20 protein-coding genes are annotated in these 24167 nt (G+C 61.7%); 9 read left to right on the top strand and 11 right to left on the bottom strand.

Features of this window, described 5'->3' with window-relative positions; all coding sequences use genetic code 11:
- Positions 1-25: 25 nt before the first annotated feature.
- The 5 genes from pcaF to pcaR form a co-directional block, all read right to left on the bottom strand.
- Positions 26-1231, bottom strand: coding sequence for a 3-oxoadipyl-CoA thiolase (gene pcaF / locus CAG25_RS17830; protein WP_178076480.1), 1206 nt, complete (start codon positions 1229-1231; stop codon positions 26-28).
- Complete coding sequence (locus CAG25_RS17825) at positions 1228-2007, bottom strand: CoA-transferase subunit beta (protein WP_085612381.1); 780 nt, start codon at positions 2005-2007, stop codon at positions 1228-1230. The genes pcaF and CAG25_RS17825 overlap by 4 nt, the downstream gene beginning before the upstream one ends.
- Complete coding sequence (locus CAG25_RS17820; RefSeq protein WP_003222404.1) at positions 2007-2864, bottom strand: CoA transferase subunit A; 858 nt, start codon at positions 2862-2864, stop codon at positions 2007-2009. Before CAG25_RS17820 ends, CAG25_RS17825 begins: the two co-directional genes overlap by 1 nt.
- Before the next feature lie 304 nt (positions 2865-3168).
- A complete protein-coding gene (locus CAG25_RS17815) occupies positions 3169-4515 on the bottom strand; it encodes an MFS transporter (RefSeq protein WP_011332817.1) in 1347 nt (448 codons plus the stop codon).
- Between the two features lie 295 nt (positions 4516-4810).
- Positions 4811-5653: a pca regulon transcriptional regulator PcaR gene (gene pcaR / locus CAG25_RS17810; RefSeq protein WP_007917109.1), complete on the bottom strand. Its 843-nt coding sequence runs from the start codon at positions 5651-5653 to the stop codon at positions 4811-4813.
- A 641-nt stretch (positions 5654-6294) separates the two neighbouring features.
- Between pcaR and CAG25_RS17805 the strand changes: the two genes are divergently transcribed.
- Together CAG25_RS17805 and CAG25_RS17800 are read left to right on the top strand one after the other, a co-directional pair.
- Positions 6295-6495 (top strand): hypothetical protein, encoded by a 201-nt coding sequence (locus tag CAG25_RS17805; RefSeq protein ID WP_007957826.1) that lies wholly within the window; start codon positions 6295-6297, stop codon positions 6493-6495.
- A gap of 376 nt (positions 6496-6871) precedes the next feature.
- Positions 6872-8347, top strand: coding sequence for an inorganic phosphate transporter (locus CAG25_RS17800; protein ID WP_039771417.1), 1476 nt, complete (start codon positions 6872-6874; stop codon positions 8345-8347).
- Between the two features lie 571 nt (positions 8348-8918).
- On the opposite strand, the gene ccoM is transcribed toward CAG25_RS17800, so the two are convergent.
- Positions 8919-9035 carry a cytochrome c oxidase subunit CcoM gene (ccoM, locus tag CAG25_RS28985; protein ID WP_007959205.1) on the bottom strand — a complete coding sequence of 39 codons (117 nt, stop codon included), beginning with the start codon at positions 9033-9035 and terminating at the stop codon, positions 8919-8921.
- 145 nt (positions 9036-9180) lie between these two features.
- A complete protein-coding gene (locus tag CAG25_RS28670) occupies positions 9181-9342 on the bottom strand; it encodes a hypothetical protein (protein WP_007959203.1) in 162 nt (53 codons plus the stop codon).
- A gap of 185 nt (positions 9343-9527) precedes the next feature.
- Here CAG25_RS28670 and CAG25_RS17790 point away from each other — a divergent pair, with 185 nt between their 5' ends.
- The 3 genes from CAG25_RS17790 to CAG25_RS17780 all read left to right on the top strand — a co-directional run bounded on the left by CAG25_RS17790 (position 9528) and on the right by CAG25_RS17780 (position 12161).
- Positions 9528-10394, top strand: a complete 867-nt coding sequence (locus CAG25_RS17790) for a LysR substrate-binding domain-containing protein (RefSeq protein WP_085612379.1) — start codon at positions 9528-9530, stop codon at positions 10392-10394.
- Between the two features lie 88 nt (positions 10395-10482).
- On the top strand, positions 10483-10953 hold the full coding sequence (locus tag CAG25_RS17785; RefSeq protein WP_064593972.1) for a RidA family protein: 471 nt from the start codon (positions 10483-10485) through the stop codon (positions 10951-10953).
- The gene (locus CAG25_RS17780; protein WP_085612378.1) at positions 10950-12161 is read left to right on the top strand and encodes an aminotransferase class V-fold PLP-dependent enzyme; all 1212 of its coding nucleotides are present in this window, start codon (positions 10950-10952) and stop codon (positions 12159-12161) included. The genes CAG25_RS17785 and CAG25_RS17780 overlap by 4 nt, the downstream gene beginning before the upstream one ends.
- On the opposite strand, the gene CAG25_RS17775 is transcribed toward CAG25_RS17780, so the two are convergent.
- Complete coding sequence (locus CAG25_RS17775; RefSeq protein ID WP_007959194.1) at positions 12131-12472, bottom strand: hypothetical protein; 342 nt, start codon at positions 12470-12472, stop codon at positions 12131-12133. The two genes, CAG25_RS17780 and CAG25_RS17775, sit on opposite strands and share 31 nt — an antisense overlap.
- A gap of 243 nt (positions 12473-12715) precedes the next feature.
- On the opposite strand from CAG25_RS17775, the gene rapA reads away from it, so the two are divergent.
- Positions 12716-15562, top strand: a complete 2847-nt coding sequence (gene rapA / locus CAG25_RS17770; protein WP_085612377.1) for an RNA polymerase-associated protein RapA — start codon at positions 12716-12718, stop codon at positions 15560-15562.
- 182 nt (positions 15563-15744) lie between these two features.
- Here the strand turns inward: rapA and CAG25_RS17765 are convergent, their stop codons facing one another.
- Positions 15745-17094: an MFS transporter gene (locus tag CAG25_RS17765; protein WP_085612376.1), complete on the bottom strand. Its 1350-nt coding sequence runs from the start codon at positions 17092-17094 to the stop codon at positions 15745-15747.
- A gap of 301 nt (positions 17095-17395) precedes the next feature.
- Here CAG25_RS17765 and CAG25_RS17760 point away from each other — a divergent pair, with 301 nt between their 5' ends.
- Together CAG25_RS17760 and CAG25_RS17755 are read left to right on the top strand one after the other, a co-directional pair.
- Positions 17396-17749 (top strand): YkgJ family cysteine cluster protein, encoded by a 354-nt coding sequence (locus tag CAG25_RS17760; protein ID WP_039771496.1) that lies wholly within the window; start codon positions 17396-17398, stop codon positions 17747-17749.
- A gap of 163 nt (positions 17750-17912) precedes the next feature.
- Positions 17913-20195 carry a bifunctional diguanylate cyclase/phosphodiesterase gene (locus CAG25_RS17755; protein WP_085612375.1) on the top strand — a complete coding sequence of 761 codons (2283 nt, stop codon included), beginning with the start codon at positions 17913-17915 and terminating at the stop codon, positions 20193-20195.
- On the opposite strand, the gene CAG25_RS17750 is transcribed toward CAG25_RS17755, so the two are convergent.
- Positions 20086-20982, bottom strand: coding sequence for an NAD(P)-dependent oxidoreductase (locus CAG25_RS17750; RefSeq protein ID WP_178076479.1), 897 nt, complete (start codon positions 20980-20982; stop codon positions 20086-20088). The two genes, CAG25_RS17755 and CAG25_RS17750, sit on opposite strands and share 110 nt — an antisense overlap.
- A 197-nt stretch (positions 20983-21179) precedes the next feature.
- On the opposite strand from CAG25_RS17750, the gene CAG25_RS17745 reads away from it, so the two are divergent.
- Positions 21180-23381 carry a hypothetical protein gene (locus tag CAG25_RS17745; RefSeq protein WP_085612374.1) on the top strand — a complete coding sequence of 734 codons (2202 nt, stop codon included), beginning with the start codon at positions 21180-21182 and terminating at the stop codon, positions 23379-23381.
- Positions 23382-23674: 293 nt separating this feature from the next.
- Here the strand turns inward: CAG25_RS17745 and CAG25_RS17740 are convergent, their stop codons facing one another.
- Positions 23675-23980, bottom strand: coding sequence for a DUF2288 domain-containing protein (locus CAG25_RS17740; RefSeq protein ID WP_085612373.1), 306 nt, complete (start codon positions 23978-23980; stop codon positions 23675-23677).
- Positions 23981-24167 lie beyond the last annotated feature (187 nt).

The following is a 24167-nucleotide window of genomic DNA, read 5'->3' as shown; positions in this document are numbered from 1 at the left end:
CTGTTCTTTTTCGTCACGGCTTGCGTCAGACGCGTTCGATGGCCAGGGCCAGGCCCTGGCCGACACCGACGCACATGGTCGCCAGACCTTTCTTGCCACCGGTCTTTTCCAGCTGATGCAGCGCAGTCAGCACCAGCCGCGCGCCGCTCATGCCCAACGGGTGGCCCAAGGCAATCGCGCCGCCGTTCGGGTTGACCTGGGCCGCGTCGTCCGCCAGTCCCAGTTCACGCAGCACCGCCAGGCCCTGACTGGCGAAGGCTTCGTTGAGTTCGATCACATCGAAATCGCTGACCGCCACGCCGAGGCGTTCGGTGAGTTTGCGCACCGCCGGCACCGGACCGATGCCCATCACCCGTGGCGCGACCCCGGCACTGGCCATCCCGAGCACTTTGGCGCGAGCGGTCAGGCCGTGTTTTTTCACCGCTTCGGCCGAGGCCAGAATCAGCGCGGCGGCACCGTCGTTGACGCCCGAAGCGTTGCCGGCGGTGACGGTCTTGTCCGGGCCGTTGACCGGTTTCAGTTTGCTCAGCGCTTCTAGCGTGGTGTCGGCGCGGGGGTGTTCGTCCTGGCTGACCACGGTTTCGCCCTTCTTGTGGGCGATCCGCACTTCAACGATTTCCTCGGCGAAGTAGCCGGCAGCCTGGGCAGCGGCAGTACGTTGCTGACTGCGCAGGGCGAAAGCGTCCTGATCCTCGCGGGAAACTTCGTAGTCGTCGGCGACGTTGTCGGCGGTCTGCGGCATCGCGTCAACGCCATACTGGGCCTTCATCAGCGGGTTGATGAAACGCCAGCCGATGGTGGTGTCCTCCAGCTTCATGTTGCGCGAGAACGCCGCATCAGCCTTGCCCATCACGAACGGTGCGCGGGACATCGACTCGACGCCGCCAGCAATCGCCAGCTCCATTTCACCGCTGGCAATGGCGCGGAACGCGGTGCCGATGGCATCCATGCCCGACGCGCAGAGGCGATTGAGGGTGACGCCCGGAACGCTGTCCGGCAGACCCGCCAGCAACAACGCCATGCGCGCGACGTTGCGGTTGTCTTCACCGGCCTGGTTGGCGCAGCCGAGGAATACTTCGTCGATGGCGCTCCAATCCACCGACGGGTTGCGCTCCATCAGGGCCTTGATCGGCACGGCGGCCAGGTCGTCGGCGCGAACAGCCGCCAGACCGCCACCGAAACGACCGATGGGGGTACGAATCGCATCGCAGATATAAACGTCGCGCATCATGCTTCTCCCGGTGCCTGGCCGTGGGCCGCTGCGGTGCGGGCTTCGAGATCGCGCAGGGCGGTCAGCTCGACTTCGGTCGGCTCGGCGGTGGTGTCAACGTTGTCAGCAAAACGGATTGCCCAACCGGTGGCGGCGACCACTTGCTCGCGGGTCACGCCCGGGTGCAGTGCGGTAACCACGAATTCGTGGGTGCCCTCTTCTGGCTCCATGATGCACAGGTCGGTGATGATCCCGACCGGACCGGCGCCCGGCAGGCCCAGACGTTTGCGCGAATCACCACCCTCACCATGGCCGACCGAGGTGATGAAATCGAGCTTGTCGACAAACGAACGCGCCGACTGTTTAAGGATGATCAGCACGCTTTTCGCGGAACCGGCGATCTCCGGCGCGCCACCGGCACCCGGCAGGCGTACTTTCGGCTGATGATAGTCGCCGACCACGGTGGTGTTGATGTTGCCGAAACGGTCGACCTGGGCTGCGCCGAGGAAACCGACGTCGATGCGCCCGCCCTGCAGCCAGTAGCGAAAAATCTCACCGGTCGGCACGACGGTGTCAGCGGTTTCCGCCAACTCGCCGTCACCGATCGACAGTGGCAATACGCTGGGTTTGGCGCCGATAGGGCCGGACTCGTAGATCAGCACCACGTCCGGCGACGAGGTCAGGCGCGCCAGGTTGGCGGCTTTCGACGGCAGGCCGATGCCGACGAAGCACACCGAGCCGTTCTTCAGGCGACGGGCTGCGGCGACGGTCATCATTTCATTGGTGGTGTAGGTCATTACTTGGCCTCCGAAGCAGCGGCCAACTTGGCCTGGAACTCGCTGAAGTCAGCGCAGCCATGGATGTATTCGTTGATCCACGCGGTAAACGTCTCACGGTCGCGAGCGATCGGGTCCCACGCCTGGTAGAAGCGGTTGTCACGCTCGGTGTAACCGTGGGCGTAGGACGGATGCGCGCCACCGGGTACATGGCAGACCGCGCTCAAGGCCCAGGTCGGCAGCACGCAGGCGTTCATCGGGGCGTTGAGGTTGTCGACGATTTCTTCGACGGTGACGATGCAACGCTTGGCGGCCAGTGCGGCTTCTTTCTGCACACCGAGAATGCCCCACAGCAGCACGTTGCCCTGACGGTCGGCTTTCTGGGCGTGGATCACGGTCACGTCCGGACGCACCGACGGCACCGCCGCCAGCACTTCGCCGGTGAACGGGCAAGTCACGGATTTGATCAGCGGGTTGACCTTCGGCAGGTCGGAACCGGCGTAGGCCCGCAACACCGCGAACGGCAGGCCGGAGGCGCCGGCGACGTAGGCATTGGCCAGGTCGGCGTGGCTGTGTTCTTCGATTTCCAGCGCGTGCGGCCATTGCTTCTCGACCGCGTCGCGCAGACGGTGCAGCGAACCCACGCCAGGGTTGCCGCCCCAGGAGAAGATCAGCTTGCGTGCACAGCCGGCGCCGATCAGTTGGTCGTAGATCAGGTCAGGCGTCATCCGCACCAGGGTCAGATCTTTCTTGCCCTGACGAATGATTTCATGACCCGCCGCCGTAGGGATCAGGTGAGTGAAGCCTTCGAGCGCGACGGTATCGCCGTCGTTGACGAATTGCTTCACCGCGTCGTGCAGCGAAAGGATCTCAGCCATGGAGCGGGCTCCCGTTTTTGTAATGAATCGCCAGTGAATAAAAAGGCGCGAGGTTCTGCGCCGGAGTCACTGAAGATTAAGCCGCTGATTTTCACCAAACAATCCGATAATCGACTGAGTGTTCGTTTATCGAACAGATTGTTATCTGCCTAATGATCACTCCCGCACTGCGTGCGGGAGAGCCGCTGATCGTTCCCACGCTCTGCCTGGGAATGCAGCCCGGGACGCTCCGCGTCCCTTCCGAAGCCGAACGCGGAGCAACCTCTGCGGCCAGTTCGACGCGGGAACGATCCTGCAATGAAACTCAGGTCGCGTCCGCGTGACTGACCAAACCCTTGATCACCACCGCTGCGGTGGCCAGGCCCGCCGGAATCACCAGCGCCGTCAGCACTTGCTCGAAATTCCAGCCCAGGCCCAGCAGGGTCGCGCCCATCCACGCTCCGAGAATCGCGCCGAAGCGGCCGATCCCGAGCATCCACGACACACCGGTCGCCCGGCCCTGCGTCGGATAAAACCGCGCTGCCAGGGACGGCATCGCCGACTGCGCACCGTTGACGCACATGCCCGCCACCAGCACCAGGGTCGCCAGCAGCGTGATGTTGCCCAGACTCTGCCCGACCGCGTAGGCAAACACCCCGGCCAACAGGTAGAAAATGCCGATGACCTTGTGCGGATTGAAGCGGTCCATCGCCCAGCCTACGCCCACCGCACTCAGCACCCCACCGAACTGGAACAACGCGCCGATGAAGGCCGCCTGCTCCATGCTTGCGCCGCTGTCGCGCATCAGGGTCGGCAGCCAGCTGGTCAGCAGGTACACGATCACCAGACCCATGAAATAGGTCAGCCACAGCAGCAACGTGCCGACGCTGTAGGTGCCGGAAAAAATCACCGCAAACACGTTGCGCGCTTTCACGGTTTTCTGTTCCGGCACGCTGAAACTCGCGGCCTGCGCGACGATGGCAGGATCAATGGGTGCGAGGGTCTTGCGCACCTTGTCGGTGCCGCGATTGCGCACCACCAGATAACGCGCCGACTCCGGCAGCCAGAGCAGCAACACCACGGTGAGGATCAGCGGCAGGATCCCGCCGATCAGCAACAGACTGTGCCAGCCGAATGCCGGGATCAACTTGGCCGAAATAAACCCGCCACCGGCCATGCCCAGGTTGAAGCCGCAGAACATGCTGGTCACCAACAGGGACTTCTTGCGCTCCGGGGTGTATTCCGACAGCAGCGTGGTGGCGTTCGGCATCCCGGCGCCCAGTCCCAGACCAGTGAGGAAACGCAGCACCAGCAACTGATCGACATTGGTGGCGTAGGCCGACGCCAGGCTGAAAGCACCGAACAGAAAAACCGCGCCGACCAGTACGACTTTTCGCCCGAAGCGGTCAGCCAGCGGCCCGGAGCCCAGCGCACCGAAGACCATTCCGATCAGCGCGGCACTCATCACCGGGCCGAGGCTGGCGCGGTCGATGCCCCAGTCCTGGGACAGGGCCGGCGCGATAAAACCCATGGCCGCGGTGTCGAGGCCATCGAGGAACACAATCAGGAAACACAGGATCACGACGCGCCACTGATAGCGCGAAATCGGTTGGGCATTGATGAAGGACTGCACGTCGAGGCAGTGACCTACAGCGGACTGAGGCTGGTTCATTATTTTTATTCCACGCAAGAAAACGCAGTCGAACGGCGGCCGGCCAGAGAGCGGCACGGTCACAACTATATAAGGAAGAAATCAGGCGTTGCGCTAATACCGGCAACAGGAACGGGAGCGGCGACAGTCGGGGAACGTGCGCATGGGAAGTTGCCTCTTGTCATTATTATGGGAGTCGACGATCCGGCGGGCTCATTCACATACGCGCCGGATGACGCTGCCGCGACATTAATGATCCGGGGGTTTTAGCGTCAATTCGATAAACGCAACTCTGTGCGTTTATCGAACAGCTTCATCAGGCGAACAACTGCGCACTGAGGTCGCGACTGGCGCTCAACAGGCCCGGCAGAAAGCGCTGCTCGAGCTCGGTACGACTGACCCGACCGGCGTGGGTGCTGACATTGAGCGCGGCCACCACCTGGCCGGAAGCGTCATACACCGGCACGGCAATCGAACGCAGACCTTGTTCCAGTTCCTGATCGACGATGCACCAGCCCTGCTGCCGGACTTCCTGCAGACATTCGAGCAAGGCGTCGGGGGTGTGAATCGTGCGGCTGGTCTTGGCCACCAGTTCGGCGTGGTCGAGGTATTCGCGCAGCGAGGTGTCGTCCAGCGCCGCCAGCAGGATTCGCCCCATAGACGTGCAGTACGCCGGCAAGCGCCCGCCCACCGACAGGTCCACCGAAATCAGACGCTGGGTGGTGGCCGAACGGGCAATGTAGAGAATGTCGTCGCCTTCCAGCGTGGCCATGTTGCAGGCCTCGTGCAGTTGCTCGCTCATGCGGTCGAGGTACGGCTGGGCCGAGACCGCCAGCGGCGTCGACGACAGATAGGCGTGACCGAGGGTCAGCACTTTCGGCAGAAGCGAATAAGTGCGCCCGTCGGTGGTGGCGTAGCCGAGCTTGATCAGTGTGTGCAGGCAACGGCGCACGGCGGCGCGGGGAATTTCCGTGCGGTGGCTGATCTGGGCGATGGTCAGGTGGCGCTTGCGCTCCTGAAACGCCTGCACCACCGCCAGGCCACGGGCCAGGGAGGTCATGAAATCCGGATCGCCGGTCAGGGCCTGGATACGCTTGGCCGGCGAAGCGACGATCGGCGGCGCTACCGAGGTGAAGGAATTGCGCATTTGATCGTTCATGTCAGGTCCTTTTTTTCTTGTTCGGATCAACGGCTATACAAGCGGCTCGTCGGCAGATACACAAGCGACAGACCGCCAACACCGGGCGATTATCGAACCGTCGACCGATAATCGCAATCGCCCTCACCTCCTCGTTTGGATTGTGCGCAACAGATTTGAACTTGGAACGCCGGTGCGGTTTAAGCGCCTTAGTTGTCCGACTAAATGGCGCCAGAAATCAAACACTGCGCAACGGCGATGCAACTATTGATGAAAGTTGGACGTCACAAAACAATCACACATCCAGAACCGTTTTTAACTTGGCAAAGATAGGCAATCCCGATTCGGCCGCTATAATGCACCTCAGTGACACCGCGCTTTTATTTGCCGACGGTGCCACCCGCTGGCGCGATGTCCATCGCTGCCGGCCCCGGCCAGCGCCTGATGCTCATTATTCATGCACCGCCAGCGCGCTCGCTGAAACAGGAAACTGATGCTGCGTCAGTTTTAATCTGGTGCCGTAGCCGCCTGCTACATGGAAGTCCTGACCGTCTTCCCGACAACACCGCTGCCTGTACAGGCAAGTCCTTGTTGGCGATTCGGTTAAATGATTCGTGCAGTGCGTTCACCAGACATTTTTCTCAACTCATACAGGTAGCACTGTGACGAAAGACGAACTGCGCGCGGAACTTGAGCGCCAGGAACAACGTTACAAGGAAGTTTACGGCGGGGAAGTCACCACCTACGCCGCCCAGCCCGAACCAGAACGCAAAGCCTGGCGTAAACGCCCTACCGTTCAGGATCAGGTCTTCCAGCAAGAACTGAAAAAAATGGAAGAGGAACTCAAAGCCGAAGAGCCTTGACGCCGTCCTTTGCATCTTTCGAGGGTAAGCGTACTCACCGGGTTACAAGCACGGTGGGCTGACGATGCCTTGCGCGCCCGCTACCCGCGGGCAGCGGCCAACTCCCCCTGTATTGCACAGGCTGGGAGCATGTCAGACGCGTTTCTCAGATATTTCATACAAGTTTCAGCCCCCTCCCGACAACCGGCCAACCCCCCGACTCCTCGCATTTTTCCCAATAGAATCAAAGGCTTGAAAATCCCTGCAAAAAGCTTGGGTAATGCCCCCTGATACAAATTAATTCGTTGAAGAATGTTACCGATGAGCAGGTAGGGGATCGATTTCCAGTCTTTTCTGGCATAATCGCGCCCCCTTATGACCGGGTCAGAAAACCTTCATGATCGATTTATTCAGCGGACTGGATGCCTGGGTGCTTGTGAGCCTCCTGCTCGCCCTGACATTTGTCCTCGCCTTCGAGTTCATCAATGGATTTCATGACACCGCTAACGCGGTAGCCACTGTTATCTACACCAAAGCGATGCCGCCTCACCTGGCGGTGTTCTTCTCGGGCGTGTTCAACTTCCTCGGCGTACTGCTGGGCGGCGTTGGCGTGGCGTATGCCATCGTGCACCTGCTGCCGGTAGAACTGTTGATCAACGTGAACACCGGCCATGGTCTGGCGATGGTGTTCTCGCTGCTCGCCGCCGCGATCGCCTGGAACCTGGGCACCTGGTACTTCGGTATCCCGGCCTCCAGTTCGCACACGCTGATCGGTTCGATCCTCGGTGTCGGCCTGGCCAACGCCCTGATCAACGAAATTCCACTGGCCGACGGGGTCAACTGGCAGAAAGCGATCGATATCGGTGCCTCGCTGGTGTTCTCGCCAATGGCCGGCTTCCTGATCGCCGCGCTGGTGCTGATCGGCTTGAAGTGGTGGCGTCCGCTGTCGAAGATGCACAAGACGCCGGAACAGCGCCGCAAGATCGACGACAAGAAGCACCCACCGTTCTGGAACCGCCTGGTCCTGGTGATCTCGGCCATGGCCGTAAGCTTCGTGCACGGCTCCAACGACGGCCAGAAAGGCATCGGCCTGATCATGCTGGTACTGATCGGTATCGTGCCTGCGCAGTTCGTACTCGACCTGAACAGCACCACCTACCAGATCGAACGTACCCGCGACGCGACCCTGCACCTGAGCCAGTTCTACAAGCGCAACGCCGACACCCTGGGTGAATTCCTGGCCCTGGGCAAAAGCGTGGAAGGCGACCTGCCGGAGAAATTCCGTTGCAATCCGCAACAGACCGAACCGACCATCGCCGCCCTGCTCGACACCCTCAAAGGCGTAGCCGACTACCACTCGCTGTCCGCGGAAAGCCGCATCGAAGTGCGTCGTTACCTGCTCTGCCTGGACGACACTGCGAAGAAAGTCAGCAAACTGCCAGGCCTCGCCCCGCGTGAAAAGGCTGACCTGGACAAACTGCGCAAAGACCTGACCACCACCACCGAATACGCCCCGTTCTGGGTGATTCTGGCGGTCGCCCTGGCCCTGGGCCTTGGCACCATGGTCGGCTGGAAACGCGTGGTACTGACCATCGGCGAGAAGATCGGCAAGCAAGGCATGACCTACTCGCAAGGCATGTCGGCCCAGATCACCACCGCCAGCCTGATCGGCATGGCCAACATCTTCAGCCTGCCGGTGTCCACCACCCACGTCCTCTCCTCGGGCGTGGCCGGCACCATGGTCGCCAACAAAAGCGGCCTGCAAGGCGGCACGGTGAAAACCATCCTGCTGGCCTGGGTCCTGACCCTACCGGCCACCGTGGCCCTGTCGGCCGGCCTGTTCTGGCTGGCGTCGAAGGCGCTGGGTAGCTGATAGATTGATGTAGTGAAGAAGGCGTGATTCGAAAGGATCACGCCTTTTTTGTTGCTTCCAGAAATGGGACGCAGAGCGTCCCGGGCTGCATTCCCACGCGGAGCGTGGGAACGATCAAAGCAAAAGCAAAAGCAGTCGCTTTTCGCCTCTAACCACTCAACACGATGAGCGTTAGCTCGAGTACCGCTCTTGACGTGCCGGCCCCATCGGAAGGCTGAGTGGAGGGATTTATCCGGGGGTGGGAGCGCAGCGACCGTGCGGCGAAGCCGCATGCATCGAGAGGAGGTGCAGCGAAGCAAACCGTAGGCGATGCCCCCGGATGAATACCGGAACGAAGGAACGCCGAGCCTCAGCGAGGCGCCGAACGCCGGGGCCCAGCGTTTTGGTTACTTTGGGGCGTTTGCCAAAGTGACCCGCCGTAAGGGCGGAACCCTAAGAAGCCGTTACCGCAGCATCGGATATTCACCCCAAACAACCCAAAGCATGGTCGGCCCAACGGCCGCCAAGACACAAAAAAAAGGGCAACCGAAGTTGCCCAAAATGCCTTGCGTGCTCATCAAACCCGGAAGAATCAAGGCTTCTTGCGCTTGTTCGCATCCTTCCAGATAAAAAATCCAAACCCTGCAAAAAACAGAACCATCAGGCCCACAGTCAGGACCCCGGCAAACACCACGTTATCGAAAAACATGACTGGCCTCCTGGCCCCTGCTTTGCTGCGATGGAACTAAGTTAACCAATCAGGCAGGCGCAGGAATTGACCGGGATCAATGCCGGTCACAGAGAGGAGGAAAGGAAGGGAAATAACTGACCTGCATCAACGGATGCAGGGGAGATCAACGCTTTTTCGGTTTGTTTTTCGGCTTTTTCTTCGGTTTACCCAACGGCATGGCCTGCTCGAAAGCCTGGCGTACTTCATTCAGGCGCTTCTCATTGAGGTCATGAACCCGCTTGGCGCGTTCGGTGTTGAGGTCGATCAGCTTGTCGTCTTGGCTCATGGCGTTCGGTGCATCGCTTGGACTGAATCACAACTGCCGGATCACCGGCAGGACTGCGCCAATAATGCGGCCTGGCGCGAACGCTGACCAGCCACTCGCCTGAACCCTCTACAACATTTCATGTACCGCCCACCGGATTTGCTTGCACAATCGGCGCCTCGCCCTGAATCCGAAGGATCTGCGCCGTGCCCCTGCATCAGGACCTGCCACCGCTGATGGCCTTGCGTGCCTTTGAGGCCGTGGCCCGCCATTTGAGTTTCATCAAGGCTGCCGATGAGCTGTCGGTGACCCAAAGTGCGATCAGCCATCAGGTGCACAAACTCGAAGAATTCCTCGATCAGCGACTGTTCGTGCGCCGCACCCGGGCGATCGATCTGACGGTCGCCGGCGAACATTACTACCGGCAGATCGAACCGGCCCTCGCCGCGATTGCCGCCGCCACCCACGACCTGCGCGGCGAGCGTCCCACCAACCTGCGCATCGGTCTGCTCGCCTCTTTCGCCACTTTGTGGCTGGCGCCGCGTCTGGCGGATTTCAACGCAACTTACCCGAACATCCACGTCGAACTGCTGCCCGCCGTACAACTGGCGGATGTCGACGCCGGCGAGGTGGATCTGGCGATCCGCTACGGCAAGGGCGGCTGGCCGAAAGTTCAGGCCCGCCGGTTCATGGGCGAGACCCTGACGCCGGTGTGCAGCCCGGCGTTCAAGGCCAAGGGCGTGAGCAAAGGGCCGTTGCTGATGGCCAAGTCGTACCAGCCGTTCGAGTGGATCGACTGGCAGCAACACAGCGGCATCGATCTGACTCATGTGCCCAGCGTCATGCTGCACGACTACAACATCGTCGTCGAAGCCGCGGTTGCCGGCCAGGGCGTTGCCATGGGCCGCCAGCGAATGATCGAACGGCGAATCAAGGAAGGCGCGCTGGTGCCAGCCTTCGACACGCCGCCGATGCTCGGCGAGATCGGTTATTGGCTGGTAACCCCGCAACGCCCGCCCACACCGGCGGCGCAGAGTTTCTGCGAGTGGCTGGAGGAAACCGCAAACGCATGAGTTTTTTGGATGCGTCGGATTAAATCTATCCGTTTGTCGCCCTTCGCTCGCACTAACATGCTGAAGCCCTCACTCAGGAGGACTTCCCATGACCGATTCCCTCAGCCAACGCGTACAACAACTCGGCCTGCGCCTGCCCGAGCCGAGCCAGCCGATCGCCAATTACGTCAACCATGTGGTCAGCCAGAATCAGTTGTTCATTTCCGGGCAGATTCCTTTGCTCGACGGCAAACCTGCGTTCATCGGCCGACTGGGCGAAGCGATCTCCGACGAAGAAGGCGTCAACGCCGCTGAACTGGCTGCCTTGGGCCTGCTCGCCCAGTTGAGCCATGCGCTGGGCGATGACCTGTCGAAACTGGTGCGCATTCTGCGCCTCGGGGTTTTCGTGGCCGCCACGCCGGACTTCAAGGCTCAGGGCGTCGTCGCCAACGGCGCCTCGAATCTGCTGGTCAACGCCCTCGGCGACAAGGGCCGACACGTGCGCACCGCGGTCGGCGTGGCGAGCCTGCCGGCCGGCGTCGCGGTGGAAATCGACGCAATCTTCGAGCTCAAGCCGTGAACATCGACGACATCTTGCGTCTGCGCGCCGTCACGCCCGGCTGCGCCCAGGTGATCCACTTCAACCACGCCGGCGCCTCACTGCCAAGCCACGCCACCCTCGATGCAGTGATCGAACAGCTGCAACGCGAAGCACTCGGCGGGCCGATGGAGTCGGCAGACAACCGGGTCCAGGAACGCGCGCGCAATGCGGCCGCCGCCCTGCTCAACGCCCAGCCCGAAGACATCGCCTTCGCCAGCAGCGGCTCGGCGGCCTGGAGCCAGGCGTTCAACGCGCTGGGGCCGTGGCAGCCCGGCGAACGGATTCTGGTGGGTCGCCATGAATGGGCCGGCAATCTGGCGTGCATGGCCGAAGCGGTGAAGGCCGGCGCGCGGCTCGAAGTGATTCCTTGCGATGCCAAAGGTGCGGTCGATCCGCAAGCCCTGGCGCAGATGATCGACGGCCAGGTACGTCTGATCGCCCTGACCTGGCTGCCGGCCAACGGCGGTCTGATCAACCCCGCCGCGCAGATCGGCAATGTCGCGCGGCGCCACGGCATCCCTTATTTCATCGACGCCGGCCAGGCACTGGGACAGTTGCCCTGCGATGTTCAGGCCTTGCAGTGCGACGTGCTCAAGGGTGCCGGACGCAAGTTCCTGCGCGGGCCGCGCGGCACGGCGTTGATGTACATCCGGCCGCAATTCCTGCAACGGCTGCTCCCCGTGCAACGCGATGTACTGTCGGCGCCGTGGGACGGCAAGCGCTTTACCCTGCGTGACGACGCCCGCCGCTTTGAAACCAGCGAGGTATCGCTGGCCCTGCTGGCCGGTCTGGCCAATGCGCTGGAGGAGTACAACCGCCTCGGCGCGATCCCCGTCCGCCAGCGCATCGAACAACTGAGCAGCGGATTGCGCCAACGACTGAAGGCGATTCCCGGTCTGACACTGAGGGATCTCGGCGCGGCCAATCAACAATCCGGGCTGATCGCCTTCACGCTCGAAGGCTGGGACAGCGTGGCGCTGAAGCAGACGTTGGCCGAACGGCGAATCAACATCGGCGCCAATGGCGTGGCCTACACGCCGCTGGACATGCAGGCGCGCGGGCTGACAAATATTGCGCGGGTGGCGGTGAGCTACTTGAACACACAAGAAGAAATCGACGTGTTGCTGGAAAACCTGACAGAGCTGGCCGCCCGACCTCAAATTTCGATGTCGACCCAAAGCCCCTGACGCGGCTGATCTTCCATCAACGGCGCCACCGGCACGGTGTTGTCGGCGTTCAGTTCGGTGCCGGGCACGGCGAGGTGCGCTTCGGGGTCGTCGTCGGCTTCGCGGCGGCGGCGATCGCGTTCCTGCTGGCGGCGCTGCTCTTCGCGCAGCAGATAGCCGTCTTCTTCCGGGTCGCGCTTTTGCAGGTCGATGGTGCTTTCGTTGGAGCTTTCCTGCACCGGCACCACAGGGGGAATATCCGGTCGCTGGCGGATCGGATCCTGCTGGGAGGTGATCGGCACGGCGCTCAGGGGGAGCATCGGTGGCAGCATATGAAGGGTCTCCTGTCAGCAGGTTATCGGCGGCGCCAGGGGTGCCTTGAGCCATCGGTCGCAAACTTGTGACCGGTTTGGCACTCAAGGGTGCCGCAACATCCCGTAAAACCGATGCATGACCTAATCTTCCCTGCAATTGGCCGATTGCGGTTAAAAGCCGGGCCGAGGCTCCTTATCCTTTGGCCTCGGGCCCTCATTCCGTTAAGATAGCCCGCTTTTTCAAGGTGGGAGTCAGGCAGCATGGCGCAGCAGTATCAACCGGGGCAACGCTGGATCAGTGACAGCGAAGCAGAGCTTGGTTTAGGCACCGTTCTGGCACAGGACGGCCGCTTGTTGACCGTGCTTTACCCGGCCACTGGCGAGACTCGCCAGTACGCGCTACGGAATGCGCCCCTCACCCGCGTGCGGTTCTCGCCCGGCGACTCGATCACTCACTTCGAAGGCTGGAAGATGACTGTCCAGCAAGTCGACGACGTCGACGGCCTGATGGTCTACCACGGCCTCAACGCGCAGAACGAAGCGGTCACCCTGCCGGAAACCCAACTATCGAACTTCATTCAGTTCCGTCTGGCCAGCGACCGTCTGTTCGCCGGGCAGATCGATCCGCTGGCGTGGTTCTCCCTGCGTTATCACACCCTGGAACACACCAGCCGCCAGTTGCAGTCTTCGCTCTGGGGCCTGGGCGGCGTGCGTGCGCAACCGATCGCCCACCAGTTGCACATTGCCCGTGAAGTCGCCGACCGCATCGCGCCGCGCGTATTGCTGGCGGACGAAGTGGGTCTGGGCAAGACCATCGAAGCCGGCCTGGTGATCCATCGCCAGTTGCTGTCGGGCCGCGCCAACCGCGTGCTGATCCTGGTGCCGGAAAACCTCCAGCACCAATGGCTGGTGGAAATGCGCCGCCGCTTCAACCTGCAGGTCGCGCTGTTCGACGAAGAACGCTTCATCGAAAGCGATGCCACCAACCCGTTCGAAGACACCCAGCTGGCCCTGGTGGCGCTGGAGTGGCTGGTCGACGATGAAAAGGCGCAGGACGCCCTGTTCGCTGCCGGTTGGGACCTGATGGTGGTCGACGAAGCCCACCACCTGGTGTGGCACGAAGAGAAAGTCAGCCCGGAATACTCGCTGGTTGAACAGCTGGCCGAGGTCATTCCCGGCGTGCTGCTGCTCACCGCCACCCCGGAACAACTCGGTCAGGACAGCCACTTCGCCCGTCTGCGCCTGCTCGACCCGAACCGTTTCCATGACCTGGCCGCCTTCCGCGCCGAGAGCGAAAACTATCGCCCGGTGGCCGAAGCCGTTCAGGAGCTGCTGGACAAGGGTCGCCTGTCGCCGGCCGCGCACAAGACCATCCACGGTTTCCTCGGCAACGAAGGTGAAGCCCTGCTCACCGCCGTCAACGATGGCGACACCGAAGCCAGCGCCCGCCTCGTGCGTGAACTGCTCGACCGCCACGGCACCGGCCGCGTGCTGTTCCGTAACACCCGCGCCGCCGTGCAGGGTTTCCCGGAGCGCAAACTGCACCCGTACCCGCTGCCATGCCCGGACGAATACCTCGAACTGCCCCTGGGCGAACACGCCGAGCTGTACCCGGAAGTCAGCTTCCAGGCCCAGCCGGACGCCAGCGAAGAAGATCGCTGGTGGAAATTCGACCCGCGCGTCGAGTGGCTGATCGACCAGCTGAAGATGCTCAAGCGCACCAAAGTACTGGTGATCTGCGCCCACGCCGAAACCGCGATGGACCTGGAAGACGCCCTGCGCGTGCGCTCCGGCATCCCGGCCACGGTGTTCCACGAAGGCATGAACATCCTCGAGCGTGACCGTGCCGCCGCCTACTTCGCCGACGAAGAGTTCGGCGCACAGGTGCTGATCTGCTCGGAAATCGGCAGTGAAGGTCGCAACTTCCAGTTCGCCCACCACCTGGTGCTGTTCGATCTGCCGTCGCACCCGGACCTGCTGGAACAGCGGATCGGTCGTCTCGACCGGATCGGCCAGAAGCACATCATCGAACTGCACGTGCCGTACCTGGAAACCAGCCCGCAAGAGCGCCTGTTCCAGTGGTATCACGAAGCACTGAACGCATTCCTCAACACCTGCCCGACCGGCAACGCCTTGCAGCATCAGTTCGGCTCGCGCCTGCTGCCGCTGCTCGAAGAGGCCGACGACGGCGAGTGGCAAGCGCTGATCGACGAGGCGCGCACCGAGCGCGAGCGCCTGGAAGCCGAGCTGCACACCGGTCGCGACCGCCTGCTGGAACTCAACTCCGGCGGCGCCGGCGAAGGTGAAGCGCTGGTCGAGGCCATCCTCGAACAGGACGACCAGTTCGCCCTGCCGATCTATATGGAAACCCTGTTCGACGCGTTCGGCATCGACAGCGAAGACCATTCGGAAAACGCCCTGATCCTCAAGCCGAGCGAGAAGATGCTCGACGCCAGTTTCCCGCTGGGCGACGACGAAGGCGTGACCATCACCTACGACCGCAACCAGGCGCTGTCACGCGAAGACATGCAGTTCATCACCTGGGAACACCCGATGGTGCAGGGCGGCATGGATCTGGTGCTGTCCGGTTCGATGGGCAACACCGCCGTCGCGTTGATCAAGAACAAGGCGCTCAAGCCGGGCACCGTGCTGCTGGAACTGCTCTACGTCAGCGAAGTGGTTGCCCCGCGTTCGCTGCAATTGGGCCGTTACCTGCCGCCGGCCGCCCTGCGCTGCCTGCTCGACGCCAACGGCAACGACCTGTCGTCGCGCGTGGCGTTCGAGACCTTGAACGATCAACTGGAAAGCGTGCCGCGCGCCAGCGCCAACAAGTTCATCCAGGCCCAGCGCGATCAGCTGACGCCACGGATCAACGCCGGTGAAGACAAGGTCACCCCGCGCCACGCCGAGCGCGTCGCCGAGGCCCGCCGCCGTCTGGCAGCCGACACCGACGAAGAACTGGCACGCCTGACCGCGTTGCAGGCGGTCAATCCGACCGTGCGCGACAGCGAACTGGACGCCCTGCGCAAGCAGCGTGAACAAGGTCTGGCGATGCTCGACAAAGCGGCGCTGCGACTGGAAGCGATCCGGGTGCTGGTGGCGGGCTAAACCGCCCTGCTCCATCGCCAAAAATGAAAAGGCCCGCAGCGATGCGGGCCTTTTTTGTTTGCCTGATATTTATCCTGCGCGGCTGATTGCCTCTTCGCGAGCAAGCCCGCTCCCACAGTTGGCCGGTTTCCTTCAGGAGGAAATGCGGTCGAATGTGGGAGCGGGCTTGCTCGCGAAGGCGATTACGCAGTCACCGCTGCACCCTCTGGCTCAACCACCGCCACCATCCCGTCCTTCATCCGCTTCGCATCCCGCACAAAACAGCGCGAGGCGAGGAACAGGAACACCATGGTCAGGAACAACGCCACCGGAATCAGGTACATCGCATCATGCAGCCCGACGGCCTTGAACGCCTCGGTCATCTGCTCGGCGCCCGCCGAGGCCATCGCCGACCTGGCGAAGTGATCCGACAAACCACCGACCACCACTGGCCCCAGACCGCCCCCCAGCAAATACAACCCGGCAAAGAACAGCGCCATCGCCGTGGCCCGCAGGCGCGGTTCAACCACGTCCTGAATCGCCGTGTACACACAGGTGTAGAAGTTGTAGGCGAACAGCCAGCCCACACTGAACACCGCGACGAACACCCCGATCTCGATGCGCCCGGCATGCAGCGCCCACGCCGTGCACAGGGTCGAGATGATCAGGCTGAACGCGGCAAACAGCAGTCGCCCGTTAGCCACCCGCTGGTGAATCTTGTCGGCGATCCAGCCACCGAGGGTCAGGCCGATCAACCCGGTCACACCGACGATTACCCCGGTCGCCACCGCCGCGTCCTGCAACGGCATCAGGAAATAACGCTGCAGCATCGGCACCAGGAACGAGTTGCAGGCGTAGGTCGCAAAGTTGAAGCACAGCCCGGCCATCACCAGCCACAGGAAGGTCGGAACCGCGAGGACGCGGCGAATCGGCTTGTCGACTTTCTCCTGGGACACCTGCACGGTTTCCGCCGCGCCGCGCTTGGGTTCCTTGATGAAGAACATGAACACCGCCAGCACCAGCCCCGGCACGGCGGCGATGAAGAACGGCGCGCGCCAGCTGTCGAACGCCTTGACCATCCAGCCGATGGTGAAGAAGGCTAGCAGCAGTCCCAGCGGCAGGCCGAGCATGAAAATGCCCATGGCCCGGGCCCGGCGATGGGCCGGGAACAGATCGCCGATCAGCGAGTTGGCGGCGGGCGCGTAACTGGCTTCACCAATGCCGATGCCCATGCGCACCAGCAGGAAACTCCAGAAACTGCCGACCAGACCGTTGACCGCCGTCAGCGCGCTCCAGGTCGCCAGGCCCCAGCCCATCAGTTTGCTGCGCGAACCGGTGTCGGCCAGGCGGCCCAGTGGTAATCCGGCAATCGCGTAAACCAGAGTGAACGCGGTGCCGACGATCCCCAGCTGGAAGTCGCTGAGGTGCCACTCCATGCGGATCGGCTCGATGATGATCGCCGGGATGGTGCGATCGAAGAAGTTGAACAGGTTGGCAAGGAACAGCAGGAACAGAATGCGCCAGGCATTCGCCGCTTGGGTCGAGTTCTGCATGGGTCCGTCTCTTTATTGTTATTAGGGCTTCACTGCCAACGCATCGAGCCCGGAACCTGCAATCTAGTCACGCTCGTCGGGGCTGTCTGTGATCATTCGCAAGCCTGATGACGGGCCATGGCCGTGTAACGAAACGTAAGCCCTTGAAATGCTTCGAATCCCCCGAAAACCGGGGGTTTTGCGGAAAAATCCGGCAATGAAAAAATACTTTCACGCCCCCCTTCCCAACGCCGTGGCGAAGCCTAGAATGGCCGCCGGATCCGTCCGGATCCTGCCGATCAACCCCTTTGATATCCCGCCCATGTCCGAAGTCAGTCCGTGTCTGAATTGCGGTGCCTGCTGTTCCCATTTTCGTGTGTCATTTTTCTGGGGTGAATGCGCATCCTCCGGCGGGACCGTGCCCGATGAACTGGTCACCCAGATCACGCCCAGCCGGGTCGCGATGATCGGCACCGACCGCAAGGCGCCGCGCTGCACCGCGCTGGAGGGCGAAGTCGGAACAGCCGTGAGTTGCACGATCTACGACAAGCGTTCCAGCCCCTGCCGGGAGTTCGAAGCGTCGTGGGAAAACGGCGAACAGAATACCGACTGCGACAAGGCACGTGCCCGTTTCGGCCTGCCACCGCTGCAACCGCACTGGAACGAAGTCGCCTGAATTCAGGCGCTTCAACGCTTAGAGCCAATCGCTATGACGCTAATGCCGAAATCATTAGCGCCAATGTGCCACTACCGCTTGCACGGCAAAAACCGCCTCTATACTGCAAACATTCGCCTGCGTTGATGACGCAGTAAGGACGTATTCAGAGACGGGGCATGCTATGGAGTGGCTTGGTTTGCAATTTGTTGCCGAGCAGCCGGAGAGCGGGCAGGTCATCCTCAACTGCACACACAATCCCCTGTTGGTGCTGGTGGCCTATCTGGTTGCCTGCGCCGCGAGTTTTGCCACCCTCGACATGGCCGAACGGGTCGCCCATGCTGAAGAGCCCGGTTCGCAACGCCTGTGGCGCTGGATCGGCGCAACCTGCCTGGCCGGCGGCATCTGGGCGATGCACTTCATCAGCATGCTGGCGTTCCAGGCGCCGATCGACATCCAATACGACCTGCCCGTGACCCTGTTTTCCCTGGTGATCGCGTTACTGGCGTCCTGGCTGGCGATGCACACCCTGAGCACGCCCCAACCGAACCTGCTGCAGTACCTCAAGACCGCCATCGTCATCGGCCTCGGCATCGCCGGCATGCATTACGTCGGCATGGCCGCCATCGAATCCGCCGCCACGGCCTACTACGAGCCCACCCTGTTCCTGTCGTCGATCGTGATCGCCATCGGCGCCAGCTTCGCGGCGTTGTGGGTTGCCGGCAACTTGCGCGAAGGCAGTGGCCTGCACATCCAGATGCTCAAATACCTGGCCGCGCTGATTCTCGGCGCCGGCATCCTCAGCATGCATTTCACCGGCATGGCGGCGCTGCAACTGGTGCTGCCCGAGGGGCAATTGCCGACCCTGGCGTCGCAATCCAGTCACTTGCAACTGGGCCTCACCGTCGCCCTGATCACGTTGCTGATCCTGGGCAGCGCGATCAGCGCCGCGCTGGCCGACAAGAAGCTGCAGAACAAGGAACACGATCTGCGCCGGGTCAACGCCCTGCTCAGCCAGCTTGATCAGGCGCGCATGTCGCTGCAGCACGTGGCCAACTACGACGCCCTGACCAACCTGATCAACCGGCGCGGCTTCAATCAGATCTTCGCTGAAAAACTCAGCCAGAAAACCAGCGAAGGCGGGATGCTGGCGGTGATGTTCCTCGACATCGACCACTTCAAACGCATCAACGACAGCCTCGGCCATGACGCCGGCGACGAACTGCTGAAGGTCATCGCCCAGCACATCAAGGGCTCGGTGCGCAGTCATGAAGACGTGGTCGCGCGATTCGGCGGCGACGAGTTCTGCATCCTCATCGGCCTGCGCGACCGCGAAGAAGCGCGCAATCTGGCGCAACGCATCATGCTCAAGATGAAAGAACCGATCGAACTTGCCGGACGACGCATGGTGATGACCACCAGCATCGGTATCAGCTTGTTTCCCGAGGACGGCTCGACCTGCGATGAACTGCTCAAGCACGCGGATCTGGCGCTGTACCAATCCAAAGGCGCCGGGCGCAACGGCGTGCACTTTTTCGATTCCAACCTGAAAAACCGCGCCAGCCTCGAACTGCAACTGGAGGAAGAGCTGCGCCACGCCCTGCGTCAGGAGAACGGTCTGCTGCTGTATTACCAGCCGATCTTCGAACTCAAGACCGGCAAGGTCACCAAGCTCGAAGCGCTGATCCGCTGGCAGCACCCGGTGCACGGCCTGCTCACCCCGGATCGCTTCATCGCCATCGCCGAAAACAACGGCCTGATTGCCGAGCTTGACAACTGGGTCCTGCGCAAGGCCTGTGAAGATCTCGGCGAGCTGTCGCGCCATGGCTGTGAAGAGCTGAAGATCGCCTGGAACTGCTCACCGCTGAATCTGGCCCGGGAAGAGCTGGCCAATGAAATCGAGCACGCCTTGCGCAGCGCCGGGGTCGCCCCGGAACGGCTGGAACTGGAGGTCACCGAAAACGCCTTGATGGGCAACATCGCCAACACCCTGGTGCTGCTGCGGCAGATCCGCGCCCTCGGCGTATCATTGTCGATCGACGACTTCGGCACCGGCTATTCGTCGCTGGCCTATCTCAAGCGCCTGCCGCTCAACACCCTGAAGGTCGACCGCTCGTTCATCCTCGACATCCCCAAGGCCACCGCCGACATGGAAATCGTCCAGGCGATCATCGTCATGGCGCACACCCTGCATTTGCAGGTGGTCACCGAAGGCGTCGAAAGCCTGGAGCAGTACGAATTCCTCGAGCGCTCGGGCTGCGACTTCATTCAGGGCTACCTGCTCAGCCGCCCGGTGCCACTGGCCGAACTGCGCCCGGTACTGGAGGAAATCAATCAGCGCAAACACGCGCACGTGCTCAATCCGCTGAGTCTGGCCCGCGGTACATTTGCACCAGTGTCGCTGGATCCTTCTGCAAAAAGCCTTGCGCCCCATGCAGGCGCATCAGTTGTGCGGCCAATCCGCTGATCGGTGTGGCCGAACCGGTTTCCCGGGAAAATTTCACCGCGGTATCCAGATCCTTGAGCAGCGTGCGCACGTGCCATTTCACCGGCTCGAAACGGCTTTCGGCCATTTGCGGGGCGAGGATCTGCAACGGTCTGGAATCGGCAAAACCACCGGCCAGCGCTTCGGCAATCAGGCTGGCATCGACCCCGGCCTGCTCGGCCAGCGCCACCACTTCGGCGATCACCAAAGCGTTGCAGGCGACGATCATCTGATTGCAGGCCTTGGTCACCTGACCGGCGCCGACGCCACCCATGTGCGTGACGCGCTGCCCGAGTTCGAGCAGTACCGGTCGTACGCGATCAAGATCCGCTGCATCACCGCCCACCATGATCGCCAGGCTGCCGGCCTCGGCGCCGACCACCCCGCCGGACACCGGCGAATCGAGCCAGGCCATGCCTGTCTTGTCGGCCAGTTCGGCGGCCATTTCACGGGTGGCCGTCGGTTCGAGGCTGGAAAAATCCACCAGCAACTGACCGCGCTTCGCCCCTTGCGCCACACCGGCCGGGCCGAACACCACTTCGCGTACCACCGCCGTGTCGGCCAGGCACAGCATCACCACGTCAGCCTGCGCACAGAGCTCAGCGGGCGTCGCCACCCGCCGGGCGCCCGCCTCGACCAGCGGCGCACACTTGGCCGGGTTGCGGTTCCACACGGTCAGCGGGTAACCGGCAGCCAGCAGACGGCGGCACATCGGCAGGCCCATCAGGCCGATTCCGGCAAAACCCAACGAAGGTCGCGTTGACATCATTTAGCCTCCTTTTGATTAAAGATCGCCGAATAATGGCCGATCCATCATCAATCAGGAAAGGATTCCCCCGCGCGACACTCAGGCCAGACCCCTGACGCACGGGCCAAATACGCGCAGAAAAAAGACGCGAGATTCCCATTCCGTGAGGTTCGACGACAGCGGTCGATGAACCAACCAGTCCAGGTAGATGGCGCTCAATGACTTCTAAAAACAATCCGGCCACTGCGGTATCCGATCTGACTCTGAGCCCTGCGGCGAACAGCCCTGCCCCGATGAAGCCATTGCCCCCCTCGCGCCCGCTGGGCACCCAGCAATACCTGTACTTCACCGAAACCAATACCGACCGCATCCTCGACAACCTCGATGGCCTGCGTGACCTGGTGTTCCCGCGCCCGCCGCACCTGGAAGGCGACAACGAACAGCACAACGATCAGGAATTCCCGTCGGTGTGCCTGATCGGCCTCGGTCGCTGCGGTTCCAACATCGCCCTCGACGTGGCGGAGCTGGTGTACAACGCGCGCAAGTTCTACCTCAACGAATTCAACAGCGAAGATCGCGCGGCTGACCGTCGCCTGGCCTCCGACAAAGGCTACGGCCCGGCCCAGTGGATCAAGCAGAACCTGCGGATCGGCCCGAACAAGTCGACCAAACCGGTGTTCCTGGTGGAACCGCTGGTGATGCTCGGCGACCTCGACAAGGACATTGCCGGGCGTATCCGTTTCTCGCGCAAGGGCGAAAAAAGCGGTTTCCTGCGCGACTACAGCAAGATGAAGATCATGGACTTGTCCGAAGTCCACGCCGGTGGCGCCGGTAACGCGCCGATTCTCGGCCAGTACCTGGCGAAGATCATCCTCAACAAGGACACCCAGCGTTTCTCCAGCCCTGACTGGAAAATGATCCACTCGTACCTGATCGACAGCTGCGGCATCAAGGCCAACCAGTCGCGCCTGTATTTCTCGATCTTCAGTGCCGGCGGTGGTACCGGTTCGGGCATGGCCTCGGAATTCGGCCTGGCCCAGCAGCACTCGTACATGAACAAGACGTTCGACACCAAGCCGATGGACGAGCATGACGGCAAGAGCGGTCATTCCTTCGTGTTCGAACCGATCTTCACCAGCGGCATCTGCGTGCTGCCGAACATTTCCGACCACCGCAGCGAAATGTCTGAGGCGCTGCACATCAACGCCGGCCGCCTGCTGTGCAAATACCTCTCGGAAGAATGGGATTTCTCGTACAACTTCGCCAACGAAGACAGCAGCGAAGCCAGCGTCATGGGCCGTATCCGCCCATGGAACGCGATGATGCTGATTTCCAACGACATCATGCGTTACGCCGAAGAGAGCGATGACGGCAACATCCAGAACATTGATGTCAATGCGATGGAGAAGCACGCCAACCAATACATCTCGCAGCAGATCTTCAACATTCTGACGGCCCAGGCGGTCACGACCGACTACGACCAGAACTATTTCCGTCGCGCCGGCATCGACATCGGCGAGACCATTCGCCTGGACGCCAACGACCTGTTCATGAGTCTGGCCGGCCCGGTGGCGATTGCCTACGCCGAATCCGTGGTGCCGGAAACCCCGCCGCCGAGCAGCGACAAGTTCAAGGTGTTCGACAAAGAGCCGCAGCGCCTGAACATCGACGACCTGTTTTTCCGCTCGATCGACCTGCCGCACTTCAATAAAGTGACCCAGGCCATCGAAGGCATCAGCCTGCTGCCGATCGAGTCCAAGCGTTATCGCGCCTCGCTTGAGCAATACAAGAACTCCGGCTACGACGCGGCTGCGCTGCACGACCTGCACTTCTTCAAGAACTGCTCGTCGGTGGTCTCGATCGTTTCGCTGCCGAAAGACTACAAGCTGTCGTACATGGACCTGAACCGGTTGAAGACTCACCTCAACAGCCTGTTCCCCAACACCACGCTCAAGCGCTACGCGCTGGTGATCGGCGCCTCGGCCAACCTGTCGCTGACCACCCTGATCGCCAAGAGCCCGTGCCTGTCGGACGACTTCCTGACGCTGATCGTGGCATTCATCAAGCGTTGCTTTGCCAAGACGCCGTACCGTTTCGACGAGACCCTGGACAACTCGATCCTCGATTTCATCATTCAGGAAGAGTTCGACGAGGACCGCATCGACGACCTGCTCAACGAATTCGAGAACCCGGCGAAGATCCTCGATACCAACTGGTACGCGATCAAGCCGATGTACGAGAAGAAGTACCGCGAGTTGATCAACGACAAAGAGAAGTTTGTCTCGATCAATGACATTCGCCTGTCGCGCGATTGCGTGAAGAAGTCGATCAAGTACCTGCGCGAGATCTACCGTCACCGGATCGGCAAGACCAAGGTTATTTCCCTCAATAACCATACGGGCAAGACTTACTCGGTCTGACATCAGACCGAGGCGCCGCCATCGCGAGCAGGCTCGCTCCCACATTGGAATGCGTTTCCTGTGGGAGCGAGCCTGCTCGCGATGGGGCGCTCAAATTCCCCGATTTATTCAGCCTTTCCAACATCCCGAAACAATTAAGCAGCCGTCAGGCTGCTCAATAAACTGTGCCCGTTACGTTTACGTCACCGTTATGCCACCCCCGCCTGTGGCATTTCTCTACGGCAATCGGCCATCACGCTACTCCGCTACACACTTTTTGCCGGTCAGCGCCCGCACCAATAGGGTGCAACCCGTCAGGTCGCTGCCCTTTCCTGGATCAGGATCCACGGCCGGACCACCACCGCCCACATCTCGGGATCACGCTCGAAAATATCCAGCGCCCGCGTTTCAGACAGCTTGGCGACCTTGTCTTCGGCCAGCCAGGCAGCGACTTTCTCGCCCTGATCCGATGCCACGGCCTCAGCGACCGCGATCAAATCCAGGCTGGCGTCGACCCACAATAGGGCACCCTGGGCATAGAAGCGCTCCAACTCTTTCCAGGTAATAGATGCGGTTTCACCAAGCAGCTTGGCATAGAGGGTGCTAGGTTCTTGATTCATGGGACTGTCCGGAAAAGAAATCGGCGCGAATGATAACGTCGGTGGTCCGGCAGAAAAACCCGGTTGCAAAAGGCCGTACCGAACGAAAAGAGCAGGAACGCCAAGGAATGCTGATGATTGGGGCATAAGCCCTCTGAACGTCCCGCCGCAATTCTGTCTTTTTCTTTCATTAAAGCGACACCCTCAG

Origin of the sequence: Pseudomonas sp. B16(2017), assembly GCF_002113205.1 — a bacterium.
In the GTDB taxonomy this organism is placed as follows: domain Bacteria; phylum Pseudomonadota; class Gammaproteobacteria; order Pseudomonadales; family Pseudomonadaceae; genus Aquipseudomonas; species Aquipseudomonas pharyngis.
This window is presented reverse-complemented; position numbering and strand designations above follow the sequence as displayed.